The sequence below is a fragment of the Synechococcus sp. CCY9201 genome, assembly GCF_034931105.1.
Lineage (GTDB): Bacteria > Cyanobacteriota > Cyanobacteriia > PCC-6307 > Cyanobiaceae > CBW1002.
Genome location: NZ_JAYGIC010000010.1, coordinates 17,351 through 35,574 on the forward strand (window position 1 = coordinate 17,351; position 18,224 = coordinate 35,574).

General features: G+C 64.1%; 21 protein-coding genes. 8 read left to right on the forward strand and 13 right to left on the reverse strand.

Features of this window, described 5'->3' with window-relative positions; translation table 11 throughout:
* The first annotated feature begins 49 nt into the window (after positions 1-49).
* Complete coding sequence (locus VB716_RS00965) at positions 50-1,588, forward strand: SulP family inorganic anion transporter (protein WP_197154997.1); 1,539 nt, start codon at positions 50-52, stop codon at positions 1,586-1,588.
* Between the two features lie 39 nt (positions 1,589-1,627).
* Here VB716_RS00965 and VB716_RS00970 read toward each other — a convergent pair whose 3' ends face one another.
* From VB716_RS00970 to corA, 6 genes are all read right to left on the reverse strand, one after another.
* Positions 1,628-2,833 carry a sensor histidine kinase gene (locus tag VB716_RS00970; protein WP_323269490.1) on the reverse strand — a complete coding sequence of 402 codons (1,206 nt, stop codon included), beginning with the start codon at positions 2,831-2,833 and terminating at the stop codon, positions 1,628-1,630.
* A gap of 30 nt (positions 2,834-2,863) precedes the next feature.
* On the reverse strand, positions 2,864-3,568 hold the full coding sequence (locus tag VB716_RS00975; protein ID WP_197159232.1) for a response regulator transcription factor: 705 nt from the start codon (positions 3,566-3,568) through the stop codon (positions 2,864-2,866).
* 83 nt (positions 3,569-3,651) lie between these two features.
* Positions 3,652-4,296 (reverse strand): Crp/Fnr family transcriptional regulator, encoded by a 645-nt coding sequence (locus VB716_RS00980; RefSeq protein WP_197154993.1) that lies wholly within the window; start codon positions 4,294-4,296, stop codon positions 3,652-3,654.
* Positions 4,297-4,602: 306 nt separating this feature from the next.
* Complete coding sequence (gene pstS / locus VB716_RS00985; protein WP_322757103.1) at positions 4,603-5,631, reverse strand: phosphate ABC transporter substrate-binding protein PstS; 1,029 nt, start codon at positions 5,629-5,631, stop codon at positions 4,603-4,605.
* A gap of 179 nt (positions 5,632-5,810) precedes the next feature.
* The gene (pstS, locus tag VB716_RS00990; RefSeq protein WP_323269491.1) at positions 5,811-6,791 is read right to left on the reverse strand and encodes a phosphate ABC transporter substrate-binding protein PstS; all 981 of its coding nucleotides are present in this window, start codon (positions 6,789-6,791) and stop codon (positions 5,811-5,813) included.
* Positions 6,792-6,904: 113 nt separating this feature from the next.
* On the reverse strand, positions 6,905-8,014 hold the full coding sequence (corA, locus tag VB716_RS00995) for a magnesium/cobalt transporter CorA (protein ID WP_322757104.1): 1,110 nt from the start codon (positions 8,012-8,014) through the stop codon (positions 6,905-6,907).
* Between the two features lie 314 nt (positions 8,015-8,328).
* Here corA and VB716_RS01000 point away from each other — a divergent pair, with 314 nt between their 5' ends.
* The 3 genes from VB716_RS01000 to VB716_RS01010 all read left to right on the forward strand — a co-directional run bounded on the left by VB716_RS01000 (position 8,329) and on the right by VB716_RS01010 (position 10,801).
* Positions 8,329-8,613, forward strand: coding sequence for a hypothetical protein (locus tag VB716_RS01000; protein ID WP_322757105.1), 285 nt, complete (start codon positions 8,329-8,331; stop codon positions 8,611-8,613).
* Positions 8,610-9,776, forward strand: coding sequence for an esterase-like activity of phytase family protein (locus VB716_RS01005; protein WP_323269492.1), 1,167 nt, complete (start codon positions 8,610-8,612; stop codon positions 9,774-9,776). Before VB716_RS01000 ends, VB716_RS01005 begins: the two co-directional genes overlap by 4 nt.
* An 89-nt stretch (positions 9,777-9,865) precedes the next feature.
* The gene (locus VB716_RS01010; protein ID WP_323250056.1) at positions 9,866-10,801 is read left to right on the forward strand and encodes a CHAD domain-containing protein; all 936 of its coding nucleotides are present in this window, start codon (positions 9,866-9,868) and stop codon (positions 10,799-10,801) included.
* A gap of 235 nt (positions 10,802-11,036) precedes the next feature.
* On the opposite strand, the gene VB716_RS01015 is transcribed toward VB716_RS01010, so the two are convergent.
* On the reverse strand, positions 11,037-12,266 hold the full coding sequence (locus VB716_RS01015; protein ID WP_197170038.1) for an NAD(P)/FAD-dependent oxidoreductase: 1,230 nt from the start codon (positions 12,264-12,266) through the stop codon (positions 11,037-11,039).
* A gap of 191 nt (positions 12,267-12,457) precedes the next feature.
* Here VB716_RS01015 and VB716_RS01020 point away from each other — a divergent pair, with 191 nt between their 5' ends.
* The 3 genes from VB716_RS01020 (at position 12,458) to VB716_RS01030 (ending at position 13,968) form a co-directional block, all read left to right on the forward strand.
* Positions 12,458-12,670, forward strand: a complete 213-nt coding sequence (locus VB716_RS01020) for an acetyltransferase (protein ID WP_197154981.1) — start codon at positions 12,458-12,460, stop codon at positions 12,668-12,670.
* A 164-nt stretch (positions 12,671-12,834) separates the two neighbouring features.
* Complete coding sequence (locus VB716_RS01025; RefSeq protein ID WP_197154980.1) at positions 12,835-13,248, forward strand: cupin domain-containing protein; 414 nt, start codon at positions 12,835-12,837, stop codon at positions 13,246-13,248.
* Between the two features lie 183 nt (positions 13,249-13,431).
* Entirely contained in the window at positions 13,432-13,968 is a 537-nt protein-coding gene (locus tag VB716_RS01030; RefSeq protein ID WP_322757109.1) for a thermonuclease family protein, read from the forward strand.
* Between the two features lie 164 nt (positions 13,969-14,132).
* On the opposite strand, the gene ppk2 is transcribed toward VB716_RS01030, so the two are convergent.
* From ppk2 to VB716_RS01055, 5 genes are all read right to left on the reverse strand, one after another.
* Positions 14,133-14,945, reverse strand: coding sequence for a polyphosphate kinase 2 (gene ppk2 / locus VB716_RS01035; protein WP_197159229.1), 813 nt, complete (start codon positions 14,943-14,945; stop codon positions 14,133-14,135).
* Positions 14,946-15,292: 347 nt separating this feature from the next.
* Entirely contained in the window at positions 15,293-15,661 is a 369-nt protein-coding gene (locus VB716_RS01040) for a hypothetical protein (protein WP_231597850.1), read from the reverse strand.
* Positions 15,658-15,903, reverse strand: coding sequence for a hypothetical protein (locus VB716_RS01045; protein WP_197154977.1), 246 nt, complete (start codon positions 15,901-15,903; stop codon positions 15,658-15,660). Before VB716_RS01045 ends, VB716_RS01040 begins: the two co-directional genes overlap by 4 nt.
* Positions 15,904-15,948: 45 nt before the next feature.
* Positions 15,949-16,575, reverse strand: coding sequence for a DUF4335 domain-containing protein (locus VB716_RS01050; protein WP_323269494.1), 627 nt, complete (start codon positions 16,573-16,575; stop codon positions 15,949-15,951).
* Positions 16,576-16,683: 108 nt separating this feature from the next.
* Positions 16,684-17,244, reverse strand: a complete 561-nt coding sequence (locus VB716_RS01055; RefSeq protein ID WP_197154968.1) for a DUF3038 domain-containing protein — start codon at positions 17,242-17,244, stop codon at positions 16,684-16,686.
* Positions 17,245-17,340: 96 nt separating this feature from the next.
* On the opposite strand from VB716_RS01055, the gene VB716_RS01060 reads away from it, so the two are divergent.
* Complete coding sequence (locus tag VB716_RS01060) at positions 17,341-17,880, forward strand: adenine phosphoribosyltransferase (RefSeq protein WP_322757112.1); 540 nt, start codon at positions 17,341-17,343, stop codon at positions 17,878-17,880.
* A 6-nt stretch (positions 17,881-17,886) separates the two neighbouring features.
* Here the strand turns inward: VB716_RS01060 and VB716_RS01065 are convergent, their stop codons facing one another.
* The gene (locus VB716_RS01065; protein WP_197154965.1) at positions 17,887-18,099 is read right to left on the reverse strand and encodes a DUF2949 domain-containing protein; all 213 of its coding nucleotides are present in this window, start codon (positions 18,097-18,099) and stop codon (positions 17,887-17,889) included.
* Between the last annotated feature and the right edge of the window lie 125 nt (positions 18,100-18,224).

Consider the following 18,224-nt stretch of genomic DNA (forward strand, 5'->3'; position numbering starts at 1 on the left):
TGGGCGCCTGCGACGCTGGACAGCCAGCCAACAGATACCCAAACTCCTGATGCAAGTCCCGCTGCGCGAGTGGTGGCAGCAGCCCCACCGCGACGTCCTCTCCGGCCTGGTGGTGGCCTTCGCCATGATCCCCGAGGCGATCGCCTTCTCCGGCATCGCCGGGGTCGATCCCAGTGTGGGCCTGTTCGGTGCCTTCTGCCTGGCGGTCACCCTGGCGATCGTGGGCGGCCGCATGGCGATGATCACCTCGGCCACCGGCTCCACGGCCCTGCTGATGACCGGCCTGGTGCAGCAGGGCGATGCCCTGGGGGCGGGCCTGGGGCTGCAGTTTCTGCTGGCCGCCGGCATCCTCACGGGCCTGCTGCAGATCGCCTGGGGCTATCTGCGCCTGGCCCATCAGATGCGCTTCGTGCCCCAGCCGGTGATGGCTGGTTTCGTCAATGCCCTGGCGATCCTGATCCTGCTGGCCCAGCTCCCCCAGCTCGGCCTCGACGCCTTCCACCCCGAGGTGGTGACGGTGCAGCCCGCCCAGTTGCCGGCGGTGTGGGGCCTGACCCTGCTCACCCTGGTGCTGATCTATCTGTTGCCACGGGTCACCAAGGTGATTCCCTCGGCCCTGATCGCCATCTTGATCACCACGGGGATCGCCATCCAGCTGAAGCTGGATGTGCCCACGGTGGCGTCGCTCGGCACCCTGCCCCAGGGTCTGCCGAGCTTCGGTCTGCCCCAGGTGCCCTTCAACCTCAACACCCTCGGGCTGATCCTGCCGACGGCTCTGGCCATCTCCCTGGTGGGGCTGATGGAGACCTTCCTCACCCAGGACATCCTCGACGACATCACCGACCAGACCAGCCACAAGAACGTCGAGGCCCGCGGACAGGGGATCGGCAATATCGTCAGCGCGCTGTTCGGCGGCATGCCGGGCTGTGCCCTGGTGGGCCAGTCGGTGATGAACGTGGGGTATGGCGGCCGCACCCGGCTCTCCACCCTCACCTCGGGCATGAGCCTGCTGGCGATGATCCTGCTGGCCCGCGAGTGGGTGAATCAGATCCCCATGGCCACCCTGGTAGGCGTGATGATCATGATCGCGATCAACACCGCCAATCTGCGCTCGATCACCGAAATCCGCCGAATCCCCCGCAGCGACACCGCCGTGATGGTGCTCACGGTGGTCATCACCGTGCTCACCCACAACCTGGCCATCGGTCTGCTGGCGGGTGTGGCCCTGGCGGGCATCCTGTTCAGCCGCAAGGTGGCCAAGGTGATCGAGGTGGAGAGTCGCCTCGACGGCGACGACCATCGCATCTACACCGTGCGGGGTCAGCTGTTCTTCGTGAGCAGCATCTATTTCCGCCAGGGCTTCGATGTGCATGAGCATCCGGCCCGGGTCAGCATCGATATGGGAGAGGCGCACATCTGGGATCAGAGCGGAGTCACCGCCCTCGATCAGGTGATCCGCCGCATCAAGCTCGGAGGCAGCTCCGTGGAGGTGATTCACCTCAACCCCGCCAGCACCGACCTGTTCGCCCGGATCGGCATGGCAGAGGAGGCCGGCGGACGCGGCGGAGACCTGGCTGGAGCCCACTGATGACCTGGACAGCCGGATTGCCATCCCAGACTGACGGCCTTAGCGGCCCGATGGCCAGGCGCTGAACGGACGCTCCCGCCGGCGTGTGCCCCGCTCCGGCAACCACAACTCCAGAACCGCACCCCCCTCGGGGTGGTTGCGGGCCTGGACCCGTCCACCCTGGGTCACGGCGATCTGCTGCACGATCGACAGGCCCAGGCCACTGCCGGTCCGTTTGCTGCGCACCCGGGAGGGATCGCCGCGATAGAAGCGCTCGAACAGATGGGTCAGATCCTGCTCGCTGAGGCCGGGGCCGTGATCACGAACGCTCAGCAGTGTCCAGTCGCCACTGCTGACCAGATCCACCTGAACCGCCGTGCCATCAGGCGCATAGCGGATGGCGTTATCGAGCAGGTTGAGCAGGGCCCGATGCAGCCGCGACCCATCGCCCCACACCACCGTCGGGGCCGGATCCTCCCCTTCCGGCTCCGGCGGCTGTCGGGGCACCCGGTGCAGGGCCAACTCGATCCGGCGCTGTTCCGCCAGGGGACGCAGACCTGCCCACACCTTTTCCACCAGGGCACCCAGATCGACCGGATCGCTGCGACCCGGATCTCCAGGCAGGGCATTCTCCAGCCGCGACAGCTCCAGCAGATCCCCCACCAGCTGCTGCAACCGCAGCAACTCCCGCTGCAGCCGCTCCACCAGCACCGCATGGCGGCTGTTCACCTGGGAAGCGAGGCTGTCGCCCACCAACAGCAGGGCCGTGAGGGGGGTCCTGAGCTCGTGGGCCACATCGCTGACCCAGCGCTCCTGCTGCTCCAGCTGGGCTTCCAGGGAGCGGCGGGTCTGCAGCAGCACCGCCACCCAGCCATCGTCACCGGGGAGGACATGCACCTCCAGATCCTCTTCCCCGTGCTGCCATTCCAGCCGTTGAAGCCGCTGCTGGCTGCGGGCGCTGTCGATGGCGCTGCGCAGCTGCGGTGCACGGCAGAGTGCCTGAAGCGGCTCACCCCGGTGGAGACCAGCCGCTGGTAACTGCAGCAATCGCACAGCACGGGGATTGATGGTGCGGATCACACCCTCCCCATCCAGCAGCATCCAGCCCAGGGGTGCCGCCTCAATCCAGCGCAGCAGCTGGCGACGGCCGGGGCGTTGCGACGGTATGGCGTGCCCCCGCCCTCGCCGCCGAGACCAACCCGCCAACCACCAGCCAGCCAGCAGACCCGCTGCCACTCCAAGCCCAAATCCGACCACAACGTTCATCTCACGGCCGCAAGCGGCAACCGGCACGCCTCAGCCGAAGCGATAACCGAAGCCCCGCACCGTCTGCACATGCTGCGGTGCCGACGGATCATCCTCGATCTTCTCGCGCAGCCAGCGGATGTGGACATCAACGGTCTTGGGATCACCGAAATAATCGAATCCCCAGAGACGTTCCAGCAGTTTGTCGCGGCTCCAGACCCGGCGTGGATGCTGCATGAACAGCTCCAGCAGCCGGAATTCGCGGCGGGAGAGGTTGACCTCCAGACCGTCGCGCAGAACCCGGCATTCCTCCGGATAGAGGCAGAGGTTGGCGTGCTGCAGCATCTGGCGCTCATCCCGCTGCTGCAGGGTGCTGCGGCGCATCAGGGCGCGGCAGCGGGCGACCAGCTCACGCATGCCAAACGGCTTGACAAGGTAGTCATCAGCTCCCACCTCGAGGCCCAGCACCCGATCCGTTTCCGAATCGCGCGCGCTCACCACCAGAATCGGGGTCTGGTTGTGCACCTGGCGCAGCTTTCGACAGAGATCAAGGCCCCCCAGACCGGGCAGCATCAGGTCCAGCACCACCAATGCAAATCCTTCGCTCCCCTGCTCCGTCGCATCGGAGTGGAGGAGATCAAGGGCCTTGCGGCCATTGCTGCAGCCAGTCACGGCATAGCCCTCGAGGGCCAGGGCCTCACAGACGGTCTCACGGATGGTGTCGTCATCCTCGACGACCAGAACAGAGGCAGGCATACCCCCATTGTTGGTGATGGGAGCCTGGTTCAGCAGAGTGGACTGCTCGGCCTCACCCAACGGTGCCACGACCAGGGTCGCCGTCATGGGCGGATCTTGCGGGACGGGGTGAAGCCGATCACCAGGCGACGCTCGTCGTCGATCTGCAACCAGCCTTCGTCGCGCAGCACACCGAGGATGCGCGTCACGGTGACGCGGGTGGTGCTGAGGGCACTGGCGAGATCCTGGTGGGTGAGGCGCAGGTTGAGGCGCAGCCCCTGGGGGCAAGGCTGGCCATACTGCTCAGCCAGCAGCTCGAGGAAGCCGCGCAGCCGCTCCTCGATGCGTCGCAGACCCAGCAGGGCCAGCATCGCCTCACTCTGGCGTTGACGGGCCGCCACGGCACGCAACATGGCCGTGGCCAACTGAGGATCGTTCTGGATGTCCTGTGAGGTGAAGCAGAGCAGGTCCGTATCGGTCACCGTGATCGCCTGGAAGGCCTGCACATCGGTGAGTGGCTCGCCGAAGGGTTCATTCGGACCGGCCAGACCAAGCAACAACTCATCGCCGTGAATCGATACCGCACCGAGTTTCACCATGCCCCGCACCACCAGCCAGATGGTGTGACGCAGTAACGGCACACTGCTGCCGGCAGCGAGATGAACCAGGCTGCGTTTCTGATAGCACTCCTCCAGCACAGCCCGGAAGCCATCGCTGCGGCCTGCTTCCGGGGAAGGGGTGAACACCATGAGGAGTGCCGGGTGGCGGTTTGCACGCGATTGTATGGAGCGCGACACGCCCCAAGCACCAAGATGAGGTAGTGCCTTGATTAAGTCGAGGCTAAGAGCGCCTGGACAGGTCGTTCAGGCCAGGGGTTGGGCAAAGCATTACGCCGAACATTGACCTCGAACCCAGTTAGAAAGCCGCCAGAGATCGAGGGAACAAGAACCCTCAACCCTGGCGGGAGCCAAACCACGGATTCTTCCCAGACGATGCCCAGCGTTGCTGAGAACCGTTTCGTGAGAATCCATTGGTGAGAAGTCAGTGGGGAATCATCAGCTGCCGATCTTGGCCACTTCGGCGCGGGCCTTGTTCAGCACCTCACCGGTGAGGGGGACATAGCCGAGCTCAGCTGCCTGCTTCTGCGGGGCCTCACCCAGGGACCAGTCGAGGAAGTTGCGCACGGCCTCGGCCTTCTTGTCGCCATAGCCAGTTTCGTAGGCCAGGATCCAGGTGAAGGCCACGATCGGGAAGCTCTCAGCTCCAGCGGGGTTGCAGTCTTCACCACCCAGTTTGTCGTTGAGTACGACATTGTTGAGCGCTGCGGCGCCACTGGCCACACTGGCAAGCACGAATTGACCATCCTTGTTCTGCAGCGCCACTGGGCGCAGCGGATCCCGCACATAGGCAAGGTTCACATAGCCGATCGAACCAGGAGTGTTGGACAGCAGGCCAGCCACGCCCTCGTTACCCTTGGCCCCCACGCCAACGGGCCAGTTGACGCTCTTGCCCTTGCCCACACTCTTGCTCCACTCAGGCGAAAAACAAGCCAGGGAGTTGGTGAAGGCGTAGGTGGTGCCGGAGCCATCGGATCGGTGGGCCACCGTGATCGGCTTCGACGGACAACCGAGATCCTTCCAGTCCTTGATCTTGCCGAGGAAGATATCGGCGAGTTGAGCCTGGGTGAGTTTCAGATCGGGACAATCGGCATTGTTGTAGGCCGGCGTGACTGTGCCGCCCAACATCGGAATCTGCAGAGCACCCCGCTGGCCCGCCGCACCTGCCTTGAAGTCTTCCTCGCTGAGTTGCTCATCACTGGCACCAAAGTCCACCGTGCCGGCGGCAAACTGACGCACACCCGCACCTGAACCCACCGACTGATAATTCACCTGATTCCCGGTTTCAGCCGCATAGTCGCTGCTCCAGCGTTGATAAGCCGCCGCAGGAAAGGTTGCCCCTGCTCCACTGATGGTGGTACCGCCTCCGCCTCCGCCTCCACCTCCGCAGCCGGTCAGACCGATCGCCGTGAGAGTCGCCACCGCCGCGATGGCACGCGGACGGAGGAGGGAGCTGGGAAAAGCCATGGACAGAAAGAGGGGTTACAGGACGTTGATCGTAGACAGCGTGCTCGAGAGCGAGCTCCAATGGCGACGAGTTGGTGTTCCCGCTAGCGGGCAAGCTTTGGAGAACGCTGCATCGGCGGATCCAAGGAAGAGCGGGCTGAACCAGCAGCGATGGATGGCGCCGGTCCAGCCCGCGGAAATCACTTGCCGATGCGAGCCACAGCCTTGCGGGACGCGGCCAGGATATTGCCCTTGAGCGGAACATAGCCGAGGTTATCGGCCTGGTCCTGGGCAGCGGGGCTGAGCAGATAGTTCATCGCCCTCTGGATCGTGGCGGCCTTGGCACCGTTACCTTTCTGATAGGCAAGGATCCAGGTGAGGGTCGAAATCGGATAGCTGGCTGCACCGGCGGGATTGGGATCCTCCCCGGCCAGGTTGCTATCCAGACGGATGTTGTTCAGTGCCGCGGCGCCGCTGGCCAGATTCGGCAGCACAAACTTGCCTGCCTTGTTCTGCAGAGCTGCTGCCTTGATCTTGCCCCTGACAAAGGCCTGGTTCAGATAGCCGATTGAGCCACTGGTGTTGCTGATCACACCAGCCACTCCCTCATTGCCCTTGCCGCCGATACCAACGGGCCATTTGACGGTCTTTCCCTCACCAACCTTGCTTTTCCAGGTGGGAGAAAAGGCCGAAAGCGAGTTGGTGAAGGCGAAAGTCGTGCCGGAACCGTCAGAACGGTGCACCACCTTGATCGGGCCCTTGCCGCACTTGAGCTGATCCCAGTTCTTGATGGTGCCCAGGAAGATATCGACTGCCTGCTTCTGCGTGAGCTTCAGGTTCGCGCAATCAGGCTTATTGTAGGCAATCGCGATCGTGCCTCCCACGGTGGGGAACTGAACCACGCCGCGCGACACCTTGGCAGCTTCAGCAGCTTTAATCGGTTCATCGGTGGCGCCAAAATCCACGGTGCCGGCAACGAACTGACGCACACCGGCGCCAGAACCAACAGCCTGGTAGTTCACGCGCGTCCCGGTCTTGGCAAGCCCATCAAAGGCACGCAGGTAGAAGGGAGCCGGGAATGTGGCGCCGGCCCCATTGAGAGTGGACTGGGCGGATGCTGCGGCTCCGGCGCCAAGTGCTGCCAGGGTTCCGAAGATCAGGGCCTTCTTGACGAAGGTCATTGAATAGCCATGGGGTGGGGCCCATCCTGGATAGCAACTGGCCGGTACGCCAGTCGTTATTGCAGGGTTAAGGCGAGGCATCCCCGTCGTCTGCGCGACACCCAACCGGGGATTCAACGACGCGGCGTCGTCCAATCTTCGAACCAGCCACGGCGCCAAAGCCAGGAGGCCTGGAGAACAGCAACAGCGCCCATCAGCAGGATCACTGTCAGATAACCATAGCGCCAGTGAAGCTCGGGCATCACGTCAAAGTTCATGCCATAGATTCCTGCAATAAAGGTAAGCGGGGCAAAGACACTGGTGAGGATTGTGAGTGTCTTCATGACCTGGTTCATGCGATTGCCGATGCTGGCGGCATAGGCCTGTGTGATCGCATCACACTGGGCCCGCAGCGATTCACACTGATCAAACAGCAACTCCACCAGGTCAGCCATCTCCTGAAATCCGCCCAGGGCCTCGGGGCCCAGCAGCTGCTGGCGCTGGCGCAGAAGGGCTCGGATCTGATGGCGCAACGGCCAGATCTGACTGCGGATCGTGCGAACGCCACTACGAAACTGTGTGGTTCTTCCCAATACAGTTGGCTTGGGTTGGCGTAGGGCGGCAGCTTCCAGGTCATCCAGTCTGTTAGCAATACTCTCCAGCATCGGGAACAGATCATCAAGCAGATCATCGATCAGAAAATGCAGCAGATCGTCCAGATCGCGATGCTCCACTGCTCCGGCCCGAGAGATCAACCAGTCGGTAAGGTCCGCAAACGGTTCTCCGCTGCTGGCCTCCTCCAGCGTGACCAACAGATCGGGCAACAGAAGCAATCCCACCTGCTCACTCACCAGATGGGCAGGATCCTTGGCGAAACCCAGCCGGTGCAGCACCACCAGCACCGCCTCGCCAAAGGAATCGACCCTGGGCCGCTGAGGCACGTCCAGCAGGGGAGGCAGCAGCTCCGCTGGCACGTCGAGGCGCGCCAGCAAGGCCTCGATCCGACGGCGATCCCGCAGCCCACTGATCCGCAACCACACTGGCAACTGCCGCTGTCGTGCCACATCCAGCAGGCTGTCGTCGCCGGTCTGCACCTGACGGAGCACAGGCCCCTCAGGCAGAAACACGACAGCGGAAAACGTGGTGGGCCGTTGCCCGCCGTGCACATACAGGTGACTGGGCAGATTGGCCGGTCTCTCCTCCAGACGCTGGGAGGTCAGAGCTCCAGGCGTGAGACGCAGCACCGTTCCTCCGGGATGAGCCAGCCATGGAACACCCTGCCCCCACTGAGAAGGGCCGCCTGAAGAAGCAGGCAGATGCCCACCGGTTTTAGCCAGGAACGCTGCAGGAAGGCCATGGCGTTGACAGTGGAATCACGCCCCCCCATTCCAGACTTGCTGCAGCCGTGGAACAGTGCCGTGCATCACAGCCGGCTGAAGCGTCGCAGCACCCCGGCAAACCGCCAGCTGAGGGGGAGCCGGAAAGCTTGAACCAGTCTTAACCAACATCGCCGAACCAGCCTGACTACATTGAGAGGATCAGAACGTTAAGGATGATCTTGGGCGACGAACGCTCAGAACTCGCCCAATCGAGCTCGGGTTGGGCTCCGGATGGAATCCAATCACCGATGGAAGCCCATGGAGGCTACCGGGGAGCTGGGTGGTCTCCCGAGAGGCTGGTGTTCCATCAAAATCTTGAATCCTTTGCTGAGCGGGTCGGCCTGATCGTGGGATTACAGGCCAATGGCAAGATCTCCCAGGAACAGGCTTATGCCGAAATCCGGGCGATCTGGAAAGATTTGCGCTATAGCAAAGATGCGTTACTCGACACGAAGACTCCATGATCGTGGCGGCTCCGGTCGCCCCTCCTGCCGATCTGCCCTGTCCGCTCTCCGCTGGCTGGCAATTGCTCTTCACCCAGACCATGCCCCGCAGGGGAACGGAGGGAGAGCCGATCGGAGGCTTTTCAGGGGCTGTGTACGAGCCTGAAGACGATGTGCTCTGGCTGATCAGCGATACACCCCGCGGCCAGCTGCTCGGCTGGCGTGGTCTTCGTCAGATCCTGAGGGGCCCCAATGGGATGGGCCTCCATCCGATGGGATCGAACCGGAAGGAGGAACCGCAACTCCTGCAGCTGTTTGCCACCATTCCCTTGCAGAGCGGAGAAGCCGGCAACGGCAGCGGCAGCGGCAACAGCTTTCGACCTGAGATGGATGGCGAAGGGCTGGTGCTGCAGGGCTCTGACGCCTGGGTGGCCAGCGAAGGGCGCCTGACACCGGCACAGCCGGCCAGGTTGCTGCGCTTCGATCGCCACTCCGGGGCACTCAGGCAGGCCATCCCTCTGCCTGAGGCATGGCACCTTCGGACCCGATCTGGCCTTGCGCCGAACGGCGGACCGGAATCCCTCACCCTGCTGCCTTCTGGCTCGACAACACCGAACCCAACGCTGCGGCTGCTGATGGCGACAGAACAGCCGCTGTTGCAGGATTCAGCCCGGGAGCGTCGCACCCTGCTCTGGTCCGTGCCGGCCAGCTCAGCTGACATCACCAGCCGGGTGCTGCCTCCCTTGCTGGCTCCAGACGTGAGTGAAGCCTGGGGGCTCACGGATCTTCTGGCCTTGTCGGGTCCATCCGCCACGCTCCCCACCCTGGCCCTGTGGCGATCCTTCACACCTCCAGGCTCCTGGCGAGCCGAACTGAGCCTCGTCGAACTCCAACAGGACCAATGGCACAGGAAGGCCCGCTGGGATCTGATCAGCAGCGGGCTTCCACCCGACAACTGGGAAGGATTGACCCAGGGGCCCACTCTGGCGGATGGTCGCTCCAGCTTCGTGCTGGTGAGCGACGACAACTTCAACCCCTTCCAGCAGAACCTCCTGGCGGTGATCGCGCCCCGGCATCAGCCAGGCTGCAGTCACCAGGGAGACCTGGCGCCCTCAGGGCAGCAGAACCGTGCAGTGACGCTCCGCACACCTAAGGTCAGTGGAGGAGGCCAGGCAAAGCAATAACCCAGCCTGAACGTCTGACTCACCTCGCGCTGGCAGGTTGAACCATGAGCGGATTCTCAGTCCTGATCACCCTTGCAGACAGCAAAGCCATGGCCACGTCCCCCCGTTGTGGCGATTATGTGGCCGATCTGATTCAGAAGCAGACCCGGCGGATTGGCAGACTGCATCCCGAAGTTCTGGCGGATCAGGACCCCGAAGCTCTGCACCAGCTGCGGGTGACACTGCGTCGCTTACGCACGGTGCTGAATCAATTCGGAGCAGCTTTGAAACTTCCCGATGGCGTAAGCGAGCAACGCCTGGCCCGCGTCACACGCCAGACGGGACTGACCAGGGATCTGGACGTGCTCAGGCAGCGACTGGAGCTCGATCTGTTTCCCGCCCTGCCCATCTCTGCCGATGGTGAGGACTCCGATCCAACGATCAAGGCGAAGGCCTTGAAGCGGCTGCTTAAAGGGCTCGCACGCAACCGCCGCCAGGCCTTTGAAGGATTGGGAAAAGCTCTGCAGGATGCCAACTATCTGAAGATGTTGGCACGGCTGAGCAAATGGCTGAGAAAGCCGGATTTCACCATTCTTGGGCAGCAGCCGATCGGCGATTGGCTGGTCGAGTGGCAAGGATCTCTCAGCCATGGGTTGTTTCTCCATGCGGGTTGGCAGGAAGCCAATCCACGCGACAAGTCGTTACACGAACTCCGAAAGCGGATCAAGGAGGCGCGCTACGCGCTCGAAAACCTTGAGCCTTTCCTGCCCAGCGGCGGTCACCATTGGATTCAGGAGTTGAAGCTCGCACAGGAGTCCCTTGGTGAGCTCCATGATCTTCAGGTTCTGGCCGATGTGATCGGCGAACAGGAGCTGCGGCCACGGGTGGCTGACCTGCCTGAGCTGGGGGTAGCCATCCAGCATCAGCTGGACCGCTGCTGGGAAGACTGGCAATCGCTCGCCAGTCGCCTCAAGGCGAGGGAACGGCGCTGGGAATTTCAGGGCCTGTTTCTCAGCTCATGCCCAGGAGTGACCGATGAAACCTGACAAAAGGTCCGGCCAGCGTCGTCGCGCCCGGGGCCATGGCTCAGACCACCCGGCTTCACAGGCAGAGCATCCCAAAAGCTGCCAGATTCACCAGAGCACAATCCGTCACTGGTGCAGCTTCGTATCGGATCCCGATCATCCCGGCCAGCAGATTCCTCTCTATGCCCTGGAGCAACGCCAGCGGGCTGCCAGTTACACCCAGCAGCACCACTAGGGGAGTTCAGGTTAGGGGAGTTCAGGAGACGCCCGGCATGAACTGACGTTCATGTCCATAGCCCTTCAACATACGGTTCCAGTAGAGCCAGGGGAGCACCTTGGTCTTGACGATCCACATGGTCCATCGCTCCTGGGTGGGATCGCAGGGGAAGGATGGTTTGGGATTGCCATCATAATCAAACTCAGCCATGATCGTTTTGCCATAGCCAGTGATCAGCGGACAGCAGGCATAGCCGTCGTAACGGGCCTCCAGGGGACGTTGATCGAGGAAGGCCAGCAGGTTGGCCACCAGCACCGGCGCCTGGCCCCTCACCGCCGCAGCCGTCTTGGAGTTCGGTAGAGACGAGACATCCCCCAGGGAAAAGACGTTCGGGAAACGAACATGCTGGGTCGTGAACTTATCCACCTCGACCCAACCACCCGGGCCAGCCACGGCCAGGGGACTCTCGGCCACCACATCGGGCGCTGCCATCGGTGGGGTGACGTGCAGCATCTCGTAGGAGATCACTTCTTCACGGATGGTGTCCCCGTCTTTCACGTGAAACACGGCCTCCTTGCTCGAGGCACGCACCTCCTTGAGGGTGTGCAGAAAGTTGGTAGTGATGCCACGGCGTGCCACCACCTTCTTGAGGGGCTCAGCATAAATCGGGATGCCGAAGATTCCCGGAGTTGCCGTGGCATAGATCACCTTGGTACGGGAAGCGACCTCCGGCGAGCGTTTGAACACGTCGTCGGCCATGTACATGATTTTCTGCGGTGCACCGGCGCACTTGATCGGCGTCTCCGGATAGGTGAACACGGCATTGCCACCCTGGAAGTTCTGAATCGTCTGCCAGGTGTAGGCAGCGTGCTCCCGCGAATAGTTACTGGTGACACCGTCGCTGCCCAGCGCCTCGCTCAGGCCCTTGATCCGCTCCCAGCAGAGCTTGATGCCGGTCGCGACCACCAGCACGTCGTAGGTGATCGTGGCGCCTCCGGCGGTGCGCACCGCATTGGCATCAGGATCAAAGCTCGCGACGGCATCATGAATCCAGACCACTCCCTCCGGGATCAGGTCCACTTCCAGCCGGTGGGTCTGCTCCAGGGTGAAGACACCGCCGCCCACCAGGGTCCAGCCAGGTTGGTAGTAGTGATCCCGCGACGGCTCGAGGATGGCGACCTCCAGCTCCGGCCGGGCCCGCCGCAGCTGGCTGGCCGCGGTGAGGCCGGCGGTACCGCCGCCAAGGATCAGGATCTGGTGATGGGCCATGGTCCGGCCGACAACGAAGCTGGCCTTGATCTACCTGGATCCTGCGCCTTCGTCCAGGAAACCGTCACGGGAGTGGTGCAAAGCCGGTGAGGCCGGCCACAGAAGACAAGCAAACGTGACGACCGATACCGAACCGCGGCGGTTGTGATCAGACTTGAGAAAACCCTGACCCCGTGGGGCTGGAGGTCGTCATGTTTCTGAAATTGCGCCAGGAGGACGAGGCCCTTGTTGAAGTGCTGGACCTGAAACAACTGTTCGATCCCTTCGCGGCGCGGGTGCTGGGGCGCTTCCACGCCGGAGAGGAGATGCAGGAACCCGAGCCTTTCGGCAAGGCAGATCTGCAGTTTCCCTCCGGGGAAGGCCTGCCGCGCTGCTGGGTCGATCCCGACTATCGGAAGCTCTGAGTTGATGGAGCCACGCTGCATCAACAGCAGACAACCAGACCGGAAAACAGAGCAGGCCGGACAACAGCCATGCCGTGGAACCCTGACTGGGGCCCAATCGGGTAGCAAGTAACACCAGAATCCCAGGAAGTTGTTGCAAGTCTTCATCCACTTGCGACAACTCCATGGGCCTGGCCCGACACATTGAGCTCCTGCAGATTCAGCGATCCTTCTCCGGTCACACCCTGTTCTGCGAGCCACAAGCCAGCGATGAAACCCTGATAGCCGAGGTGGGCACCGATCGGATCGATGAACTCTTCTGCCACCGAAACCAGACGGATCAGCTGATGGTGCTGCGCGGCTCGATTGATCTGGTGGTGTTGCAACAGAAGCGTCTGCACCACATCACCCTGCGTGAGGACGAGCCCGCATGGGTACGCATTCCCCCTGGGGTGCCCCATGGCGCGATCAACCGCGGCCGCACTCCAGCCCTGGTGGTGAACGCGGTGCTGCGCCATGGGCCAAACGACCCCCGCGACTACCGCCCCCGGCGGGTACCGGAGGCCCTGCTCGATCAGTGGCGCTCCCTGGCGGCCTGAATGCTCGTCACCGCAGTGCCGAGCGGGGCGACTCTGCCTAGAGTCCCGCCCAGCCGCCTCTGCCGATTGGGTTCCGCCCCTGCCCCCTGCTCTCGATCAGCAGCACCACTGCCATCACTTCCGTCTGCCCGTGGAGCCGCTGCCATCAGGACGGCCTCGAGGGTGGTACGTGGCTCCCTGGCAGTGCTGCTCCCCCTGAGCCTCGTCAGTGGTGGGGCCCTGGCAGAAGCCGTCATCCCGACGCAACCGGCAGTGAGCGCGCCACCCGGTAGCGCTCAGCTCTCCAGCGCCACGGTGATTCATGTGACCACAGGTCAGGATCTGCTGGTCAACGTGAAGGGACAGGAGCGACGGGTGCGGCTGGCCTGCATTCAGGCCCCACGCCCCCAGCAGCAACCCTTTGCACGTCAGGCACGCCAGCTGCTGCTCGACAGCCTGCCTGCCGGGACTGCCGTGACCCTGGAACTGCGCGCCCGAGATGTGTTTGCCCGGGAGGTGGCGGTGGTGCGACACCAGGGCCAGGACGTGGCAGCCCGCCAGCTGCAGCGTGGCGCTGTCTTCGTCTTCGACGGTTATCTCGGCCTCTGTGACGATCTCCCCTATGCCTCCCTGGAGGCCGAGGCACGCCGCCGCAAGCTTGGCGTCTGGTCGACGCCCGGAGGGATTGAACGCCCCTGGGACCTGATCCAACGGTTGGGCGACACCACCGCTGAACCTTGATCCAGCGCGAACACGCCCCATTGCTGCTGCACCCGCATGACTCCTGAACCTCGCGAACGTCCCGCCTGGATGAACTGGATGTTTCTCGTCATTTTCCTCTGGTCGTCCTGGCAACTGGCCGGCTACTGGATCGAGCGGCTGCATGGCTAGGTTCACATCCCGATTCAGGGATAACAATTGGGCACGAAGAATCGCTCATTGATCGGCGGCCGGTCAATCCATGGGGCCGACCGGCGGGGTGGCAAAGCAATCTTGGGTGGGGTCATGTCGGTATACGGCACTTTGCTCAGCAGGTGGTGAATGGTATTGAGGCGAGCCCGGCGTTTGTCATCCGCCTCCACCGTGAACCAGGGTGCCTCCGGGATGTTGGTGTGGGCGAACATGTCATCCTTGGCCTGCGAAAACTCGATCCATCGATCGCGAGCCTCCAGATCCATCGGTGAGAGTTTCCAGCGCCGGGTGGGGTCATCGATGCGCGCCTGAAACCGGGCCTCCTGTTCCTCGTCGCTCACGGAAAACCAGTACTTGAGCAACACGATGCCGGAACGTACGAGCATCCGTTCGAACTCCGGACACGACTGAGCGAACTCCTCCACTTCAGCCTCACTGCAGAACCCCATCACCCGCTCCACTCCGGCGCGGTTGTACCAGCTGCGATCGAAGATCACGATCTCACCGGCGGAGGGGAAATGCTCCACATAGCGCTGGAAATACCACTGGCTCTTCTGCTGATCCGAGGGGGTTCCCAGTGCAACCACACGGCAGCCGCGTGGATTGAGCGGTTCGGTGATGCGCTTGATCGTGCCACCTTTACCTGCCGCATCCCGGCCTTCGAACAACACGATCAGGCGAAAACCGCTGCTCTTGATCCAGTACTGCATCTTCACCAGCTCCTGCTGCAGGCGGGTGAGCTCCCGCTCATAGGCTTTACGATCGAACTTCGCCGTGGACTCGCCAACGCCCCTGAGCTCAGCCATGGGCAGCGAATCCACCGCCACGTCGGTGAGGTCATCAAGCTGGGCGGAGGGGTAATACCGATCGCTCAATGCTCCGAAGTGAAGACGCACGGCCGGAATCGCGTCGTCGGTTTTGCGACCGCGGGTGGTCTTGGAGGTTGGTCTCGATAGGCGCGGCTTCTGATCTGTGGCCGCCACTTGTCTGGCACCGTTCTCCAGGGCTCTGGCACTCCCCTTGCCCTTGCCACTCCCCTCGCCCTTGCCACTGCTCCTGGCTTTGCCCTCCACGTCAGACCTGGCCGGACTGGATTTGCCGCGTTTGACCATCGCTTCATCACCGGGAGGACACTCCTGATGGATAGCGCTGATCAACTCGGCCGGCGAGGCTGAGGCAGGAAGGCCCGCACGAAGCGAAGAACCGCCGCCACAAGCAGCAGCAGGCCCGCCACCGCCACCGCAAGCACCAGCGCGAGGGCGGCAAGCTGAAGCATTCCCAGCAGGAAACTCCCGAGGCCGTCGATCAGGTTGGCGATCGCCGTGCTGACCAGAAGGATCGTGTCAAAGCGACTGGGCAGCTGCAGCAGGCCCACCAGCAGACCGGCACCGAGCGCGCCCAGGGCCAGAGCGGCGAACACCTGGCGCCAGCGGGGCGGGCGACGACGCCTTCCCCTGAACACATTCCGCTGCTTGGGCCCACTGGTGCGGGGCAGATGGATGGCGGGTTGATCGCGGCTCATCCTTCAAGCCGATGACCGGCCCCTCGCATCCAGCGCTCGAATTCCATCAGCACCAGCTCGTTGGGGCAATCCACCAGGGACAGATCTCCCACCGTGCAGTCGCCCTGGCCGCCGTGGTGCAGGGAGAGATGGAACGTCCTGCCGCTCAGCCCGCAGACCTCAGGGTCGCTGCGCACCACCACATCGAGGCTGGCGCCGAGGCGGGTGACGCGGCGCCGCAGTTCCGACCAGGTGAGAGACATGGGATGGCTGCCGCCTACAACCACTCCAGTGTGACCAGCCACCGTTCAGGGGGGAGACGCAACCGTGGCCTCGTTGGCGGCGGCCGGCGCGGCCCGCTCATCGGGGGCGACAGGCTTCAAGGGAGCCGGTGGCGGCACCAGCCAGCCGAGGCCGGCGCTGACCGCCAGCACCACGACCCCTCCCAACGGCGCCGCCAGACGTCGACGCAAAGGGACCCGCTCCAGGAGCTCGCGGGTGCGCAACGGCTGGGGCTCCGGCACCTCCCAGCGCAGGGTGACGCGCCCATCGAGGCGCACCTGATCCAGCACCCGCACCAGATCCGCAAGCTCGGCGGCGTCGAGCACCACCTCCAGGGGGGGCGTATCGGGCTGACTGCTGCGCAGCTGCAGCCGGTGTCCACCACCGGACTTGCCCCGGATCTCCACCGGCAGGTCGGCGCCACCCACGGGCCGGTCCACGCCGCTGATCAGTTGCCGCGCGTAGGGAAGCACCACCTGCATGAGCGCCATCAGGTGCTCCTTGCGTCCCTCCAGTTCGGGCCGGCCGGTCCACTGCAGCGACCAGCCGGTGAGGATGCCGATCACCGCACCGCTGTGCCCCACCGACACATCGGGCAGGCCCTCCAGTTGCAAGCGGCAGCTGGTCTGGTCGTAGCGAAAGGTCTGCTTCAAGGGAACGGGGAACGGGCAGGGGGCGGAGGAAGGGAAGGCGGCCGGCGAAGCAACGTGAGGGTCAAAGCAGGCCGCTGATCAGGGGGCTCCTGATCTGGAAGCCACCGATCAGGGTGCCGCATCCCGCAGGCTGGCCCGCATCCGCTCGAAGCCGCCGGGACCGGCCCCCAAAGCCAGGGCCTGAATGAGGCGACGGCGCTGGTCGGCGCCGCCCTGCGGATCGAGCAGTTGCTGCACGCCACCACGGCGAGGGTTCATGCGCTCATTCAGCAGCTCGGCCAGCCGGGCTTCGAACAGGGCCCAGCGCTGGCGGGTCAGCGCCTCCGGTTCCGCCTGGGAGAGCAGGGCACGCAGCATCGGATAAAGCCGATCCGCCAGGGCGCAGAGGATGCGGATCAGGGCATCGGTCTCAGCCTCGACGAGCGAGCCGCGGCGGGTGGTGCGGCGCAGGGGGTTGTGGCAGCGGCGCTTCCACAGCTCCACCCGGTTGGGGAAGAGGCCGGAGAAGCCCAGCTGCTCGCTCATCCACACCATGGCTTCGCCGCCGTTGAGATCAAGGGCCTCAACGGCGAGCAGCATCAGGTCGAGCCGCTCGACGCCGCGCCTGGGCAGCGGCTCGCCCCCCACAGGCTGAGTCTCGGGGTGCTGCACGGGGAGGGTCTGGACCATGGCTGCGATGATGCCAGCGGCAGAGCCCTTCCGTCACGCCCGCTGGGGTTTCCGCCGCGCCGCTTCCGTCCGATTCACCCCTCCGTCAGCCCCGCCATGGTCGCCAGCCCATCCCCGCTCGATCTGCGGCAACTGGTGCGCGACATCCCTGACTTTCCCAAGCCGGGCATTCTGTTTCGCGATCTCACGCCCCTGATGCGGGATCCGGATGGCTGGCAGGAGGTGATCCGCCAGCTGGCGGTGCTGTGTGAGCGCCTCCAGCCGGATCTGATCGTGGGCATCGAATCACGGGGCTTCATCGTGGGCACGGCCCTGGCCACGGCCACCCGGCTGGGCTTCGTGCCGGTGCGCAAACCCGGCAAACTGCCTGGCGCCGTGACCGGTGTGGATTATGAGCTCGAGTACGGCAGCGACCGGCTCGAGATCCACAGCGATGCCCTGGCCGCCGGCGAACGGGTGCTGATCGTCGACGATCTGCTGGCGACCGGTGGAACGGCCTCGGCCTGTGCCGAGCTGGTGCAGGCGGCCGGCGGTGAGCTGTGCGGCTTCGGCTTCGTGGCCGAACTGGCGGCTCTCGAGGGCCGCCGCCGCCTGCCGGAGCAGCACCCGGTTGAATCGCTGATCATCTACGCCTGAACCAGCTCAGGTGTGGCTGTTCTGCCAGCGCAGCACCTGATCGAACTGATCGAGGCTGATCAGCCCGAAGCGCCACAGCACCACCGGTAAGGGCGCCTGCTCGAGCCGGGCCTGGCGCAATCCCAGCGCCAGGGCGCTCTCGCTCAGGCCCAGCTGCAGCCGCAGATACTGCACCAGGGCCGAGGGCGGGGTGGGTTGGGGCGTGGTGCTGATCACCATGGCGTCATGGTGTCAGGTGCGGCTGGGAAGGCAAGTCCCGTTGGTCATCTGCGACAGCACCAGCCGCCGCAGCGGCGCGAACCTCTGCAGCAGCAGCACGGCCAGGCGGCGCGGCGGCAGCAGCA